The sequence below is a fragment of the Methylobacterium brachiatum genome (assembly GCF_020523825.1).
GTDB lineage: Bacteria > Pseudomonadota > Alphaproteobacteria > Rhizobiales > Beijerinckiaceae > Methylobacterium > Methylobacterium brachiatum.
Genome location: NZ_JAJALK010000001.1, coordinates 557,994 through 573,342, shown reverse-complemented (window position 1 = coordinate 573,342; position 15,349 = coordinate 557,994). Strand labels below are relative to the sequence as shown.

The window sequence follows — 15,349 nt, the reverse complement described above, 5'->3', positions numbered from 1 at the left end:
CCCGCGATGCCAATCCGCCTATGCCACTGTGTGAAAGGGGCAGGACATGGAGACGATCGGCCCTGATCTGCGCGTGATGCAGCGCGTTCCCCTGGCGGCCTCGCATGTCGCCGCGATCCGGGCCGCGGGCGTTCCGCGGCTCTACCCGGCCGGGACCTTCCTGGCGCGGCCCGGCGAGCCGGCGGACCGCTTCGTCTATGTCGAGGACGGCGAGGTCGAGGTGGTGAACCCGTTCACGGACGAGCGGCACCTGCCCTCCACCCTCGGGCCGACGCATTTCATGGGCGAGATCGCGTTCCTGAACGGCGGCAGCTGGTCGATGCCGATGCGGGCGGTCATCGACACCAACGTGATCGAGGTGCCGCGCACCGCGATGCTGCGGCTGATGGCCGAGATCCCCGAAATGTCGGACATCGTCATCACCGTCCTGGCGGCGCGGCGGCGGCGCCAGCTCGATTCGCGCGACGGCACCCTCGTGCTGATCGGCGAGGACGACGACCGGGCCGTTCGGCGGATCGCGGAATTCGCGAGCCGCAACCGCCTGCCCTACCGGTCCTACGCCCTCGGCAGCGCGGAGGCTGCGTCCGTCGCCACGAGCTGCTCGGTTCCCGCCGACCGGCCCGCCGTGGTCTTCGGCCGGAACACCGTCGTGACGGATCCGACCCCCGACAAGGTCGCGCAGCTCTTCGGCCTCAACTACAACCTCATGGACGACGAGGCCTTCGACGTTCTGATCGTCGGCGGCGGCCCGGCCGGCGTGGCCGCGGGCGTCTATGCCGGCGCCGAAGGCCTGCGCGCCCTGGTGGTCGAGGATATCGCGATCGGCGGACAGGCCGGCACATCGAGCCGGATCGAGAACTATATGGGGTTCCCGACCGGGATCTCCGGGGCCGACCTGATCTGGCGCGGCGAGGTCCAGGCCGTGAAGTTCGGGACGCGGTTCGCCATGCCCCGGCGGGTGGTGAAGCTGGAGCGGCTCGAAGACGGCGCCTTTTGCGCGACCTTCGACAACGATCAGCGCGTCCGGGGACAGGCGGTCGTCGTCGCCACCGGGGTTCAGTACCGGCGCCTGCCGATCGACCGCCTGGAGGCCTTCGAGGGGGCCGGCATCTATTACGCGGCCACCGAAATCGAGGCCCGCTATTGCAAGAACACCGAGACCATCATCGTCGGCGGCGGCAATTCCGCCGGACAGGCGGCGATGTTCCTCAGCCGCTCCGCCCGGCATGTCCGGCTCCTGGTCCGCGGGCCGTCGCTGGCGACCTCGATGTCGCGCTACCTGTCGAGCCGTCTGGAAGCGGATCCGGCGATCACCATCGAGTACGGCGCCGAACTCAGCGCGCTGCACGGGGACGACGCGCTCGAGGCCGTGACCATCCGCACCATCGCGGACGGGACGGTCCGGACGATCCCGACCTGCGCCGTGTTCGTCATGGTGGGGGCGGCACCCAATACCGGCTGGCTGTCCGGCCTCGTCGAGCTCGATCGCAACGGCTTCGTCCTCACCGGGGAAGCGATCGGCGCCGGCTCGCCCTACGCTACCTCGCAGCCGGGCATCTTCGCGGTCGGCGACGTGCGCGCCCATTCCGTCAAGCGCGTCGCCTCCTCGGTGGGCGAGGGATCGGTCGTCATCTCCAAGGTCTGGGATTATGTCCGGGACCGCGAGCCGGCTTAGGCTTGTCGGCTCGACATTCGAATCGGCTTACCTGCGCCCGCCGTCGTAAGCGCCTTCAGCGGCAAACCGTTTCCGCGCCCTTCGCGGCGACGGGCGACACGGGTCGGACGATCAAGCGCGGAGCTCGATACCCGGCAACCCGCGCCGTCGTTTCGCGGCGCCGCAGGCGGGCCCGGACCCGAACGGGTCGCCGGAGGCGGCCATCCAGAAACGGCGCCGTTGCAAGAGCTTGGCATGTCGGCGTCTCCGGATCCCGGGCTCCGCGGCGCGGCCCCGGGATGACGGTGCGTGGCGGCTTCGGTCCAGCCTCCACACGAAGGAGACGAAGCCTTCCCGCTGGGGACATGAGACATCCGCCTCTGTCACCGCAAGGCTGCGCATCCTCCGGAAGCGTCCTGCTGGGCTCATCGTTCGCCGCAGGGTGCGGGCGGGAGCGACGTCTCAGAACCCCTTCGCCTTGATCGCCTCGGCCCAGGTCACCGCGCGGCGGTTCACGCCGAGGTGCTGGCGCTCGTAGAGGCGGCCTTCGAGCTTGATCGCGCCGCGCTTGGCATATTCCGGGCGCTCGAACGCCTCGATCACCAGCTTGGCCCGGCGCACCTCCTCCTCGGTCGGCGCGAAGGAGGCGTTGGCCGGCTCGAGCTGGGTCGGGTGGATCAGGGTCTTGCCGTCGAAGCCGAGGTCGCGGGCCTGGCGGCACTCGTCCCGGCAGCCCTCGGTGTCGGCGATGTCGTTGTAGACGCCGTCGAGGATCGCCAGGCCTTCGGCCCGGGCGGCGGCGAGCGCCATCATCATCCAGGGCAGCATCGGCACCCGGCCGGGGACGATCTTGGCCCAGGTGTCCTTGGCCAGGTCGTTGGTGCCGAGCACCAGGCAGGTCAGGCGGTTGCGCGGGTCGCGCTTGGCCCGGGCGATCTCCTGGATGTTGAGGATCGAGGCCGGGGTCTCGATCATCGCCCAGACCGCGATGCCCTCAGGGGCGTCGAGGGATTCGAGCCGGTCCGCGATGCTCTCCAGCACCGCCGAGGACGACACCTTCGGCATCAGGATCGCGTCGGGCTTGGCCTCGATGGCGGCGTGCAGGTCGGCCTCGCCCCAGGGGGTCTGGGGGGCGTTGACCCGGATCACCAGCTCGCGGCTGCCATATTCCCCGCTCTTGACCGCGGCGCAGACCTGATCGCGCGCGATCTCCTTCTCCTCGGGGCCGACCGCGTCCTCGAGATCGAGGATGATGCTGTCCACCGGCAGGGTCTTGGCCTTGTCGAGCGCCCGCTGGTTCGAGCCGGGCATGTAGAGCACGCTCCGGCGCAGGCGCAGGTCCGTCGTCGTGGCCATGAGCATCTCCCTCCTGCGGCCGCTCCTCGGCCGGTCTTCGTTGCGCTGCACCCTAGAGCAGAACGTCCCGCGCGCCACATCGGCTTTTGCGGGATCGGTGAGTCCGTGCGGCATTTGATACAGTTCGGCGGGCGACTGTATCGAGCCGTGCTTTGGTCATGTTCTCACGGCTAAAGGCCAGCCCTATCCCATCCTTGGATCCCGGGATCCGGTCTTATGCGCGCTCTCACGACTGTCTTCATCCTGGCCGGCCTGACCCTGGCCGGGGTACCGGATCCCGCCCGGGCCCAGAGCCGGACGACCCTGGGGGTCGGCTCCGGCGCGGTGGCAGGCGCCCTGGTGGCGGGCCCGATCGGGGCCGTCGCGGGCGCCGTGGTCGGCGGGTTCGTCGGCAATTCCAGTGAGCGCGGACGGCGCCACGTCCGCCGGGTCCGGCGCGCCGGCAGCGTCCGCCGGGCGCCGCAGCGGCGGGCCGAGGCCGAACTGCCGCGCCCGGCCGCGCCGGTCGCCCGGGCCGCGCCGCCGGCTGCCACGGCCTGGAAGGATCCGCACTAACCGGGAAGCCGGCAACGGATTCCTGGCAAGGCTGCCCCTTCGGCGAAGGGCCGCCGCAAATGCCAGCCCGCCAAAGCTACGCGAAGTCGGGCGCGGTTTTTCCGGCGGCGGAGGGTGGCGGCCTGCGAAACGTTTCGCGCAACAGCCCCGGGAACGCGACGGCCTGGAACAGGCCCCGCGCCCCCAAGAAGGCCACGAAGGCCAGCCACAGCCCGGTATTGCCGAGGCCCAAGGCCAGGACCAGCGCCAGGACCGCGCCGTAGATCGCCAGCGCGCCCAACATCAGGTTGCGCATCGCCCGGGTCCAGGTGGCCCCGATATAGATCCCGTCATAGGCGAAGGGCGCGGCCGCGGCGAGCGGCGCCAGGGCGGCGAGCGGCAGATAGGCCCGCGCGGTCTCGCGCACCGGCGTGCTGGTGGTGACGAAGTCGATGAAGCCCGGCCCGCCCAGGAAGGCGAGGAGGCCGACCGCGATCCCGAACCCCAGGCACCAGCGCAAACTCAAGGCCGACGCCCGCCGGAACGCCTCCGCGTCGCGGGCGCCCACCGCCTGCCCGCACAGGGTCTCGGCCGCGGTGGCGAAGCCGTCGAGGAAGAACCCGCCGATCATGAACAGATTCCACAGGACGGAATTGGCCGCCAGCACCACGTCGCCCTGCCTGGCGCCCAGCGCCGAGAACAGCACGATGGCGGTGATCAGCGCCAGGGTGCGCAGGATCACGTCGAGGTTGACGCTGAGCGTCCGGCGCAGGGCGGCGGCGTCCCGCAGATCGCGCAGAGGCACCCGGAACGGCCGCGAGCCGAGCCGCGCCAGCACGACCAGCCCGAGCGCCAGCCCGGCCGCCTCCGCACAGAGCGCCGCCAGCGCGGCACCGGCGAGCCCCATGCCGAGGCCGAGGACGAAGGCGAGGGTCAGCCCGACATTGACCAGGTTGATCGCCACCTGGAGCAGCAGGCCGAGATCGGTCCGCCCGCGCCCCAGGACCGAGCCGAGCACGCCGTAGCTCGCCAGCACGAACGGGGCGGACAGGATGCGGATGTGGAAATAGGTGGCGAGGCCCGCGATCACCGCCTCGCTCGCGCCGCTCACCGCGAAGGCCGCCTGAGCGATCGGCCATTGCAGCGCGACCAAGCTCAGGCCGATCAGGGCGCCCGCCATGATCGCCCGGGCCAGGATGCGGTCGACCTCGGCGCCGTCGCGGGCGCCGACCGCCTGCGCGGTCAGGCCTGCGGTCGCCATTCGCAGAGCCCCGAAGGACCAGAAGATCGCGTCGAAGATGACGGCGCCCAAAGCCACCGCGCCGAGCAGTGCCGCGTCGCCGAGCCGCCCGATCACCGCCGCGCCGACGAAGCCGAGCATCGGCGTCGTGACGTTGGCCAGCGTCATCGGCAGGGCCAGGGCCAGGACGCGACGGTGCGTCGGCAGGACCGGGGCGGCGGCAGGCGAATGCGTCATGCCGCAACCCTAGCCGACCCAGACGATTTGCGATGCGCTCAGCGCGCCGTCGCGAACAGCCTGGAGATCAGCCAGAGCGGGATGACCACGACGGCCCCGGCGACGATCCAGCCGCCGAAATCGTGCAGGGAAGCGAGGCCGATCTCCAGCAGCGCCTGGGCCGAATCGTAGATCCGCCAGAACAGCCGGCCCGGCGTGAGGCCGAGCAGCGACATGCCGGCGCCGACCAGCATCGACAGGAACAGCAGGCGCAGGAACACGCCGGCGGGCGAGCCGCCGAGGAATCGGCGCAGCGCGGAGGCCCGCGGCGGATAGGTTTCCGCGTCGTAGGTGCCATTCGGCGGCGGGGCACCGTGCCGGCGCCGGTCGTGATCGACGAGCATCGCGTCCTCATGAAGCCAGGGGCACCCGGATCGGCGACGAAGCGGGCGGAACCGTGGCCGGCACACCACACCGCGTCGAAACCGGATCCCGGATCAGGCGTTAGCGGGTTTCACCCACGGACCCGAGATGGCAAGCGAGACCCGTCCCGCCAAGATGCCGGGAATGGCCGCGGGACAAAGCCGACGGGACGAGACCCAGCATGATCGACCACGCCCTGTTCGACCCGGCGACGATCGATCCGGAGACGCTTCGGCTGAATGCCGAGATCGTCGCGGCTCACGCCGCCCTGCCCGACCCCTGGTCGCTGCCCATCGAGGAGGTGCGCGCCCGCCGTCGCGCCGGCACCAAGGCCGCGCCGGCGATGCCGCACAGCGCCCGGGCCGAGTGGCTGACCATCGAGGGGCCCGCCGGCCCGCTCAAGCTCCGGGTCATCCGCCCGAAGGCCCCGGCGAAGCTGCGCGGCGCCTATCTCCACATTCACCGGGGCGGCTGGGTCTGGGGCGCCGCCGACGAGCAGGATCCGTGGCTCGAGCGCATCGCCGATGCCTGCGGCTTCGTCGTGCTGTCGGTGGAGTACCGGCTCGCCCCCGAACATCCCTACCCCGCCGCCCTGCTCGACTGCGAGGCCGCGGCCCTGTGGCTCGCCGGGCCGGGCCGGGCCGAGTTCGGGATCCATGCGCTGACGATCGGCGGCGAATCGGTCGGCGCCCACCTCGCCGTGATGGTGCTGCTGCGCCTGCGCGACCTGCATGACCAGCCGCGCGCGTTCCGCGGCGCCAACCTCAATGCCGGGTTCTACGACCTCGGCCTGACCCCGTCGGTGCGCAACTGGGGCGACGAGCGCCTCGTCGTGAACACCCGCGATCTCACCAAATTCGCCGACGGCTACGTCCGCGAGGGGATCGACCGGCGCCGGCCGGACGTCTCGCCGATCTACGCCGACCTGAAGGGCCTGCCGCCGGCCCTGTTCACCATCGGCACCGCCGATCCGCTCCTCGACGACACGCTGTACATGTCGGCCCGCTGGGCGGCGGCCGGCAATGGCGGCCACACCGCGATCTATCCCGGCGGCTGCCACGTCTTCGCCCGCTACCCGAGCGCGATGAGCGAGCGCGCCCTCGAGCTGATCGACCGCTTCCTGATGGCTCTGGCCTGAGCGACGCCCAAGAGATCCTGCCGCCGGCCTTCCGGGCGTGGTTCGCGGCGCATGGCTGGACGCCCCGGTCGCACCAGCTCGACCTGCTGCGGATCGCCCGGGCGGGCCGCTCGGCCCTCCTGGTGGCACCCACGGGGGCCGGCAAGACGCTGGCGGGGTTTCTGCCGAGCCTCGTCGCCCTCTCGGAACGGGAAGCCGCCAAAGCCGAGCCCAAGGCCGCGAGGGGGCTGCACACCCTCTACGTCTCGCCGCTGAAGGCGCTCGCGGTCGACATCGCCCGCAACCTCGACACGCCGATCGCCGAGATGGCGCTGCCCGTGCGGGTCGAGACCCGGACCGGCGATACGCCCGCGCACAAGCGCACCCGGCAGATCAGCCGCCCGCCTGACATCCTGCTCACGACGCCCGAGCAGCTGGCGCTGCTGATCGCCCATCGCGACGCCGCCGCGTTCTTCTCCGGGCTGCGCTGCGTGATCCTCGACGAGCTGCACGCCCTCGTGACCTCGAAGCGCGGCGACCTGCTGGCCCTGGCGCTTGCCCGGCTGCACCGCCTCAGCCCGGACCTGGCGTCGATCGGCCTGTCCGCGACGGTCCGTGAGCCGGACGAGCTGCGCAAGTATCTGGTGCCGCAGCGCGCAGATTCGCCGCCCGCCATGGCCGACCTCGTCACCGTCCGGGGCGGCGCCAAGGCCGACCTGCGCATGCTGGATCTCGGGCGGTCGCTGCCGATCTCGGGGCACACGGCCTGGCACTCGATGCCGGCGATCTACGACCTGGTCCGTGCGCACCGCACCACGCTGGTCTTCGTCAACACCCGGCTCCAGGCCGAGTACACGTTCCAGGAGCTCTGGCGGCTCAACGACGACGCCCTGCCGATCGCGATCCACCACGGCTCGCTCGATGCGCAGCAGCGCCGGCGCGTCGAGGCCGCGATGGCGGCGGGCCAGCTGCGGGCGATCGTCTGCACCGCGACCCTCGATCTCGGCATCGACTGGGGCGATGTCGATCTCGTGGTCAATGTCGGGGCGCCCAAGGGTGCGAGCCGGATCATGCAGCGGATCGGCCGGGCCAACCACCGGATGGACGAGCCGTCGAAGGCCTATCTGGTGCCGGGCAACCGCTTCGAGATGCTGGAATGCCAGGCGGCCCTGGACGCCGTCGAGGAGGCCGCGCAGGACACCCCAGACGCCCGGCTCGGCGCCCTCGACGTGCTCGCCCAGCACGTGCTCGGCATGGCTTGCGCCGACGCCTTCGATCCGCTGGGTCTCTACGAGGAGATTGTCTCCGCGTCGCCCTATGCGGGGCTGACCTGGGAATCCTTCGAGCAGGTCGTCGATTACGTGGCCACCGGCGGCTACGCGCTGCGGGCCTACGAGCGCTTCGCCAAGATCCTGCGCGGGCCCGACGGGCTGTGGCGGGTGCGCGACGCCCGGACGGCCCAGGCCTACCGGATGAATGTCGGCACGATCGTCGAGGCGGCGCGGGTGCGGGTGCGGCTCGGCCGGACGCTCCGGAGCAAGCCCGGCACGGTCCTGCCGAAGGGCGGACGGGTGCTCGGCGAGATCGAGGACGAGTTCGCCGACACGCTCACGATCGGCGACACCTTCCTGTTCGCCGGCGAGACCCTGCGGTTCGAGGGCCTGGCCGAGGACGAGGCTCTGGTGACCCGCGCGCCGCTCGGCACCGATCCGGCGATCCCCTCATATGCGGGCGCGAAGTTTCCGCTCTCGACCTTCCTGGCCGAGCGGGTCCGGGCGATCATCGCCGACCCGTTCGAATGGGACCGCCTTCCGAAGCAGATCGGCGAGTACCTGCAGCAGCAGCGCCGCCGCTCGGTCCTGCCGGGCGAGCGCGATTTGCTCGTCGAGACCTTTCCCCGGGGCAAGCGCCATTACCTCACGGCCTTCCCGTTCGAGGGCCGGCTGGCCCACCAGACGCTCGGCATGCTGCTCACCCGCCGGCTGGAGCGCGACGGGCTGCGCCCGCTCGGCTTCGCGGCGAACGATTACGGCATCGCGATCTGGACCACCCGGGACGTGTCCGAGCGGGCCGTGCTCGATCCCGACTTCATCGGCGACCTGTTCGCGGTCGACATGCTGGGTGACGACCTCGAGGCGTGGCTCGACGAATCGGCGATGATGAAGCGCACCTTCCGGCAATGCGCGGTGATCGCCGGCCTGATCGAGCGCCACCATCCGGGCCTGAAGAAGTCCGGCCGGCAGGTCACGATCTCAACCGATCTGATCTACGACGTGCTGCGCAAGCACCAGCCCGACCACCTCCTGCTCCGGGCTGCGCGGCAGGATGCGGCAACCGGACTCCTCGACGTGAGGCGCCTCGGCATGATGCTAGAGCGCATCCAGGGGCGAATCATCCACAGGGCTCTCGACCGGGTCTCGCCGCTCTCCGTATCCGTCATGCTCGAGATCGGGCGTGAGCGGGTCTACGGCGAGGGTGCCGACGAGATCCTGGCCGAGGCGGAGGCCGAGCTTCTTCAGGAAGCTCTGTCCTGACCGGCGATCCGCCCTCCCCCGACGAATCCGAGGATGCGATCTTGGCGGCCGGCCTGAGACTCGAGAAGACTCACAAGCACCCGACCCTGTTGCTGGCGGGCGAGACCCTGATGCTGGACCTGTGCGGCGGCGTATGGCTGCCGGAGCATCGCACGCTGATCGTCTCCGACCTCCACCTGGAGAAGGGGTCGTCCTACGCAGCCCGCACCGGCCAGTTCCTGCCGCCCTACGATACCCGCGAGACCCTGGCCTGCCTGCACGAGGCTGTGACCCGCCACGATCCCGCTCGCGTGGTCGCCCTGGGCGATTCGTTCCACGACGACCGCGGGCCGGAGCGGATGGAGCCCGGCGACCGGGCCATGGTGGCGGCCCTGCAGGAGGGACGGGACTGGGTCTGGATCGCCGGCAACCACGATGCCGCGGTCAGCGAGGGCGTGGGCGGCCGCTATGCCGACGCGCTGACCCTCGGCGGCCTGGTCCTGCGCCACGAGCCGAGCGCGGAACCTGTGATCGGCGAGATCGCGGGCCATCTCCATCCCTGCGGCAAGGTCGCGATGCGCGGCCGGGCGGTCCGCCGGCGCTGCTTCGTCACCGACGGCACCCGGCTGGTGATGCCGGCCTTCGGCGCCTATGCGGGCGGGCTGAATGTCCGCGACCGGGCGATCGAAGGCCTCTTCCCGAACGGGTTCACGGCGCATCTGCTCGGGGACGGACGGGTCTTCGCCATCGGCCGGGCACAACTCGCCCGGGACTGACGCGCGCTCAGCGATAGAACGTGTAGGTCGCGGTGTAGGGCACGCGCACCGTCTGTCCCGGCGTGCAGCCGCCCGCCGGCTTCTCTCCGCCATCCGTGTCGCTGCGCAGCACGTAGCGTGTCCCCGCGAGCATTCCCGATCCGGTGGCGTGGGCGGAGAGCATCAGCCAAGCGACGGCGTGCGGTTGCGGTGCCGGGGCCTGGTCGATCACCGACCCGACCACCCGGGACCCGTCCTGGATCTCCCAGGTCGGACCCTCGAAATGGCGCCCGACGACGCGCCCATCCGGCTGGGCAAGGTCCGCGTCGGGCTTGGCGGCGCTCCAGACCGGGGCCCCCTCCCCGGCGATGCAGGTATAGATCTGCGCTCCCCGCGCGGCGAAGCTGGCGATCGACACGCTTCCGGCCGGCGGCGCGAGGCGCGCCGGTTCGGCAAGGGCGAAGGCCGGCGCGCAGCACGCGAGGGTGATGAGGGCAGGCCGCAGGGTTCTGGTCAGGGCGTAGGCGATTGGTTCAGCTCCGTCCGGACGGGTCGAACCACGGAACGGGGGAAGCCGCGTGCGGGTTTCATGCCGCGGCCTGCCCCCGTCCGGTGGCTCAGGCGGATTTCATGAACCGGTCGATGCTCTCCGCGAGATCCGAGGAGTGGACGGCCAGGCTCTCGGCGACGCCCAGGACGGCCTCCGCCAGTTGACCAGTGGCATTGGCGGCCTGCGAGACTCCGCCGATATTGCCGGACATCTCGTGGGTCGAGACCGCCTGCTCCTCGACGGCGCTGGCCATCGCCAGGGTCAGCGTCGAGAGTTCGGCCACGGCGGCGGTGATCATCTCGATCGCCCCGACCGCCTCGCCGGTGGCGTTCTGGATCGCCGCCACCTGCTGGGTGATCTCCCCCGTGGCCTTGGCGGTCTGTTCGGCTAGAGCCTTGACCTCGCTGGCGACCACCGCGAAGCCCCGCCCGGCGGCACCGGCCCGGGCCGCCTCGATCGTGGCGTTCAGCGCCAGCAGGTTGGTCTGGCCGGCGATCGACTTGATCATGCTCACGACCGCGTCGACCTCGCGGGCGTTCTCGGCCAGCTGCCGCATCGTCGCGTCCGTGGTCTCGGCCTGGATGGCGATCTGCCGAGCGCGCTCCGAGACCCGCCCGACCTGGCCGGAGATCTCCTGGATCGCACCGTTCATCTGCTCGGAATTCGACGCGACCGACGAGGCCTTCTGGCGTGCGGAATCCGCCGACTGCGTCAGCCCCTCGGCCGAGTGCTGCATGTCGCGGACCGCCGACCCGACGGCGTCGACGACGCGGCTCACGTCGGTGGCCATGTTCACCTGCGCGGACACGACCGCCCAAGTCAGCATCGGTCCGATATACCGGCCCTTCCGATCGTTGACGGCGGTGACCTGCAGGTCGAGCGTCTCCGGGCCGACCTTGATCTTGGTCCGGTGCGGCAGCCGGCTCGCATCCGCCAGCATGTTGCGCTGGTGGTGCGGGTTCTTGTGGAACACGTCGAACGAGTTGTTGACCATCTCGTCGACCTTGATCGGCAGGTATTGCTCCAGGGGCGCCAACGTCTTGCGCGAGGTCGTGTTCAGGTAGTTGATCTTGAAATCGTTGCGCGGATCAGCGGTCATCACCGCAACCGGCATGTTGTCGATCATCGACATCAGGCGGTCGATGTCATTCTTCTTGGCCGAGATGTCGGCGGCGAACTTGACCACCTTCACCGGCTTGCCGCGGGCATCGAGCACCGGATTGTAGGTCGCTTCCAGCCAAACCTCCGACCCGTCCTTGTCGAGGCGCAGGAACTCGCCGGTGACGTATTGCCCGTCCTTCAGCTTCGCCCAGAAATCCGTGTATTCCGCGCTCTTGGCAAAGGCCGGGTCGACGAAGATGCGATGGTGCTTGTCGCGGACATCCGCGAGCGTGTACTTCATCAATTTAAGGAAGTTCTCGTTGGCATCGAGAACCTGGCCGTCCATCGAGAATTCGATGATGGCCAGCGACCGATTCAAGGCGTCGAGCTTGGCCTGCGACTCGCTGTAAACCGATTTTTTGAACATATCACTGCTCGCGCTTCTCGAGCGGAAACCTAGCGCATAGTACGTTAATTTTGACCTAACTTGCCGAATTCAGAAACGGTGCCGGCTTAGATTACGGCGCGCAAGACAGAAATGCGAATTTTTGAACTCTTGTACTTCTAGTATTCCGAGATTTTCGGGGAACCTCCGGCAAACGATCCAAACGTAGGTGCGAATATCAGAACCAGCCGCGTATCCGGAAGTACACGATTGGCGCCAAGGCGCTGAACAGGATCAGGCCGAGCGCGTAAGGGTAGCCGTAGGCCCAGTCCAGTTCGGGCATGTGTTTGAAGTTCATGCCGTACATCGAGGCGATCAGGGTCGGCGGTACGCCCACCACCGAAACGACGGTGAGGACGCGGAAAACGTTGTTCTGCTCGATGTTGATGAGCCCGAGCGTCGCGTCGAGGAGGAACTGAACGTTCTCGGCCAGCCGTGTCTCGAACTCGTCGAGGGATTCGATATCCCGCCGAATCGTCTCGAAGCGCCCGTCCTCCGGCAGCCCGAGCCCGTCGCAGGCGGCCGACACGAACGGTACGATCCGCTCGAGGCCGAGCAAGCTGGCGCGGATCTTCCCCAGCACCTTCCCGCGGTTGCTGATCCCGCGCAGGATCCGCCGCAGCGCCAGGTCGCGGCGGCGCGGCGGCGGGCTCTCCATCCGGCGGCGATTCGCGCCGCGCAGGTCGAAGTCGAAGATGCGCGTCGAGAGCTGATCGAGCTCAGAGGCCATGTCCTCGAGGGCGTCCGCCAGGCTGTCGACTAGCTCCTCCAGGATGACCAGGAAGATCTCGCTCGGGGATACGCTGCCGTCGCCGTCGGCGATCCGTTTCTGGGCCGAGTCCACCGCGCGCAGCTCGTGGAACCGGATGGTGACGAGGTGGTCCTTCGACAGGAGGAAGCCGAGCGGCTTCAGCTGCGACTCGCTGCGCTCGAAGGTGATCATCGGCGTCGACAGCGACAGGCCGCCCTTCACCCGCCGTAGCCGGCTGGAGGATTCGACCTCCGACAGCGCCGCCCGGGACGGCACGCGCAGACCGGTCGCCGCCTCGACGGCGGCGGCTTCCTCGGAACTCGGATCGTTCAGGTCGAGCCAGACGGCGTTGCCGGGAATCGGTCCGCCGAGGTCCAGCGCAACCGCGCCGTCGGGTCCGTGCAGGCTCAGCATGAGAGCGCGTTGTCCGTGGGAAATGGAGGCTGATGTCGCGTCATCGCGCCGTCGCGCGCGGGTGCGACAGCCTTGACTCGGAACCAGGCGAGGGCTATCTCGCCGCCGTCATTGGCACTCGCCAAGACAGAGTGCTAACAGTCGGGTTTGGAAGCGGTCCCGCAGGCCGCATCAACGCCAACTGCAGACCTGAAGCAAGAGGGCAGCTCATGAAGTTCCGTCCGCTGCACGACCGCGTGGTCGTCCGTCGCATCGAGAGCGAGGAGAAGACCAAGGGCGGCATCATCATTCCGGACACCGCCAAGGAGAAGCCGCAGGAAGGCGAGATCGTCGCCGTCGGCCCCGGCGCTCGCGACGAGCAGGGCCGCGTCAACGCGCTCGACGTCAAGGCCGGCGACCGCGTCCTGTTCGGCAAGTGGTCCGGCACCGAGGTCAAGATCGACGGTCAGGACCTCCTGATCATGAAGGAATCCGACATCATGGGCGTCGTCGCTCTCTGATCGGATCGCCTTTCCCCGCCCTTTGAGGCCGTCCGAGGCCTTGGGGTTCAACCCAACCACAAGAGGCAAACCATGGCAGCGAAAGACGTTCGTTTCTCCGCCGACGCGCGCGATAAGATGCTGCGCGGCGTCGACATCCTCGCCGACGCGGTGAAGGTGACGCTGGGCCCGAAGGGCCGCAACGTCGTGATCGAGAAGAGCTTCGGCGCCCCGCGCATCACCAAGGACGGTGTGACGGTCGCCAAGGAGATCGAGCTCGCCGACAAGTTCGAGAACATGGGCGCCCAGATGGTGCGCGAAGTGGCCTCGAAGACCAACGACATCGCGGGTGACGGCACCACCACGGCCACCGTTCTGGCCCAGGCCATCGTCCGCGAAGGTGCCAAGTACGTCGCCGCCGGCATCAACCCGATGGACCTGAAGCGCGGCATCGACCTCGCCACCGCCGCTGCGGTGAAGGACATCATCGCGCGCGCCAAGAAGGTCTCGACCTCCGACGAGGTCGCCCAGGTCGGCACGATCTCCGCCAATGGCGACAAGGAGATCGGCGAGATGATCGCCCACGCCATGCAGAAGGTGGGCAACGAGGGCGTCATCACCGTCGAGGAGGCCAAGACCGCCGAGACCGAGCTCGACGTCGTCGAGGGCATGCAGTTCGACCGCGGCTACCTCTCCCCGTACTTCATCACCAACGCGGAGAAGATGATCGCCGAGCTCGAGGATCCCTACATCCTTATCCACGAGAAGAAGCTGTCCTCGCTCCAGGCGATGCTGCCGGTGCTCGAGGCCGTGGTCCAGACCGGCAAGCCGCTGCTGATCATCGCCGAGGACATCGAGGGCGAGGCGCTCGCCACGCTCGTCGTCAACAAGCTGCGCGGCGGCCTGAAGGTCGCGGCCGTGAAGGCGCCGGGCTTCGGCGATCGCCGCAAGGCCATGCTCGAGGACATCGCGATCCTGACCAAGGGCCAGATGATCGCCGAGGATCTGGGCATCAAGCTCGAGAACGTGACGCTCCCGATGCTCGGCCGCGCCAAGCGCGTCCGCATCGAGAAGGAGAACACCACGATCATCGACGGCGTCGGCGAGAAGTCGGACATCGAGGGTCGGATCGCGCAGATCAAGGCGCAGATCGAGGAGACCACCTCGGATTACGACCGTGAGAAGCTCCAGGAGCGTCTGGCCAAGCTCGCGGGCGGCGTCGCGGTGATCCGCGTCGGCGGCGCGACCGAGGTCGAGGTCAAGGAGAAGAAGGATCGGGTCGACGACGCCCTCAACGCCACCCGCGCGGCGGTCGAGGAAGGCATCGTCCCGGGCGGCGGCACCGCGCTGCTGCGCGCCAAGAAGGCGGTCGCCGCGCTGAAGTCCGACATCCCGGACGTCCAGGCCGGCATCAAGATCGTGCTGAAGGCGCTGGAAGCCCCGATCCGTCAGATCGCCCAGAACGCGGGCGTGGAAGGCTCGATCGTGGTCGGCAAGATCACCGACAACACCTCCTCGGAGACCTTCGGCTTCAACGCCCAGACCGAGGAGTATGTCGACATGATCCAGGCCGGCATCGTCGATCCGGCCAAGGTCGTGCGCACCGCCCTGCAGGACGCGGCTTCCGTCGCCGGCCTGCTGGTCACCACCGAGGCGATGGTCGCCGACGCGCCGAAGAAGGACAGCCCTGCTCCGGCCATGCCGGGCGGCGGCATGGGCGGCATGGACTTCTAAGTCCACGCCATTCGTCGAGACGAGGAAGGGGGTCGCCGCGAGGCGGCCCCTTTTCTTTTGGGCGGCC

13 protein-coding genes are annotated in these 15,349 nt (G+C 69.3%); 7 read left to right on the top strand and 6 right to left on the bottom strand.

The genetic code is table 11. The features are described 5' to 3' along the window. Window positions 1-46 precede the first annotated feature (46 nt). Complete coding sequence (locus tag LGR69_RS02770) at window positions 47-1,675, top strand: FAD-dependent oxidoreductase (RefSeq protein WP_230365096.1); 1,629 nt, start codon at window positions 47-49, stop codon at window positions 1,673-1,675. Window positions 1,676-2,116: 441 nt separating this feature from the next. On the opposite strand, the gene LGR69_RS02765 is transcribed toward LGR69_RS02770, so the two are convergent. Next, complete coding sequence (locus LGR69_RS02765; protein ID WP_007567840.1) at window positions 2,117-3,010, bottom strand: HpcH/HpaI aldolase/citrate lyase family protein; 894 nt, start codon at window positions 3,008-3,010, stop codon at window positions 2,117-2,119. Window positions 3,011-3,226: 216 nt separating this feature from the next. Between LGR69_RS02765 and LGR69_RS02760 the strand changes: the two genes are divergently transcribed. After that, window positions 3,227-3,565, top strand: a complete 339-nt coding sequence (locus tag LGR69_RS02760) for a hypothetical protein (protein WP_230365095.1) — start codon at window positions 3,227-3,229, stop codon at window positions 3,563-3,565. Window positions 3,566-3,641: 76 nt separating this feature from the next. Here LGR69_RS02760 and LGR69_RS02755 read toward each other — a convergent pair whose 3' ends face one another. Both LGR69_RS02755 and LGR69_RS02750 read right to left on the bottom strand, forming a co-directional pair. Then, a complete protein-coding gene (locus LGR69_RS02755; RefSeq protein ID WP_230365094.1) occupies window positions 3,642-5,021 on the bottom strand; it encodes an MATE family efflux transporter in 1,380 nt (459 codons plus the stop codon). Window positions 5,022-5,059: 38 nt separating this feature from the next. Further along, on the bottom strand, window positions 5,060-5,404 hold the full coding sequence (locus LGR69_RS02750) for a DUF6460 domain-containing protein (protein ID WP_050732683.1): 345 nt from the start codon (window positions 5,402-5,404) through the stop codon (window positions 5,060-5,062). 200 nt (window positions 5,405-5,604) lie between these two features. Between LGR69_RS02750 and LGR69_RS02745 the strand changes: the two genes are divergently transcribed. The 3 genes from LGR69_RS02745 to pdeM are packed head-to-tail and all read left to right on the top strand — an operon-like array spanning window position 5,605 to window position 9,829. After that, the gene (locus LGR69_RS02745; protein ID WP_007567848.1) at window positions 5,605-6,561 is read left to right on the top strand and encodes an alpha/beta hydrolase; all 957 of its coding nucleotides are present in this window, start codon (window positions 5,605-5,607) and stop codon (window positions 6,559-6,561) included. Next, complete coding sequence (locus LGR69_RS02740) at window positions 6,558-9,074, top strand: ligase-associated DNA damage response DEXH box helicase (RefSeq protein WP_230365217.1); 2,517 nt, start codon at window positions 6,558-6,560, stop codon at window positions 9,072-9,074. Before LGR69_RS02745 ends, LGR69_RS02740 begins: the two co-directional genes overlap by 4 nt. Window positions 9,075-9,115: 41 nt before the next feature. Continuing rightward, window positions 9,116-9,829: a ligase-associated DNA damage response endonuclease PdeM gene (gene pdeM / locus LGR69_RS02735; RefSeq protein WP_007567852.1), complete on the top strand. Its 714-nt coding sequence runs from the start codon at window positions 9,116-9,118 to the stop codon at window positions 9,827-9,829. Window positions 9,830-9,836: 7 nt separating this feature from the next. Here the strand turns inward: pdeM and LGR69_RS02730 are convergent, their stop codons facing one another. From LGR69_RS02730 to LGR69_RS02720, 3 genes are all read right to left on the bottom strand, one after another. Beyond that, on the bottom strand, window positions 9,837-10,226 hold the full coding sequence (locus LGR69_RS02730; protein WP_230365093.1) for a DUF3455 domain-containing protein: 390 nt from the start codon (window positions 10,224-10,226) through the stop codon (window positions 9,837-9,839). A gap of 199 nt (window positions 10,227-10,425) precedes the next feature. Continuing rightward, the gene (locus tag LGR69_RS02725; protein ID WP_122160605.1) at window positions 10,426-11,886 is read right to left on the bottom strand and encodes a methyl-accepting chemotaxis protein; all 1,461 of its coding nucleotides are present in this window, start codon (window positions 11,884-11,886) and stop codon (window positions 10,426-10,428) included. Between the two features lie 196 nt (window positions 11,887-12,082). Beyond that, a complete protein-coding gene (locus LGR69_RS02720; protein WP_122160606.1) occupies window positions 12,083-13,069 on the bottom strand; it encodes a CorA family divalent cation transporter in 987 nt (328 codons plus the stop codon). A gap of 209 nt (window positions 13,070-13,278) precedes the next feature. Between LGR69_RS02720 and groES the strand changes: the two genes are divergently transcribed. Continuing rightward, window positions 13,279-13,569 (top strand): co-chaperone GroES, encoded by a 291-nt coding sequence (gene groES, locus LGR69_RS02715; protein WP_007567860.1) that lies wholly within the window; start codon window positions 13,279-13,281, stop codon window positions 13,567-13,569. A gap of 72 nt (window positions 13,570-13,641) precedes the next feature. Beyond that, window positions 13,642-15,282: a chaperonin GroEL gene (groL, locus tag LGR69_RS02710; protein ID WP_230365092.1), complete on the top strand. Its 1,641-nt coding sequence runs from the start codon at window positions 13,642-13,644 to the stop codon at window positions 15,280-15,282. Window positions 15,283-15,349: the final 67 nt, after the last annotated feature.

Excerpts from the sequence above, each read along its gene's own strand:
- LGR69_RS02770 (WP_230365096.1), top strand. The coding sequence starts at position 47 with ATGGAGACGATCGGCCCTGATCTGCGCGTGATGCAGCGCGTTCCCCTG.
- LGR69_RS02765 (WP_007567840.1), bottom strand. The coding sequence starts at position 3,010 with ATGGCCACGACGACGGACCTGCGCCTGCGCCGGAGCGTGCTCTACATG.
- LGR69_RS02760 (WP_230365095.1), top strand. The coding sequence starts at position 3,227 with ATGCGCGCTCTCACGACTGTCTTCATCCTGGCCGGCCTGACCCTGGCC.
- LGR69_RS02755 (WP_230365094.1), bottom strand. The coding sequence starts at position 5,021 with ATGACGCATTCGCCTGCCGCCGCCCCGGTCCTGCCGACGCACCGTCGC.
- LGR69_RS02750 (WP_050732683.1), bottom strand. The coding sequence starts at position 5,404 with ATGCTCGTCGATCACGACCGGCGCCGGCACGGTGCCCCGCCGCCGAAT.
- LGR69_RS02745 (WP_007567848.1), top strand. The coding sequence starts at position 5,605 with ATGATCGACCACGCCCTGTTCGACCCGGCGACGATCGATCCGGAGACG.
- LGR69_RS02725 (WP_122160605.1), bottom strand. The coding sequence starts at position 11,886 with ATGTTCAAAAAATCGGTTTACAGCGAGTCGCAGGCCAAGCTCGACGCC.
- LGR69_RS02720 (WP_122160606.1), bottom strand. The coding sequence starts at position 13,069 with ATGCTGAGCCTGCACGGACCCGACGGCGCGGTTGCGCTGGACCTCGGC.
- groES (WP_007567860.1), top strand. The coding sequence starts at position 13,279 with ATGAAGTTCCGTCCGCTGCACGACCGCGTGGTCGTCCGTCGCATCGAG.
- groL (WP_230365092.1), top strand. The coding sequence starts at position 13,642 with ATGGCAGCGAAAGACGTTCGTTTCTCCGCCGACGCGCGCGATAAGATG.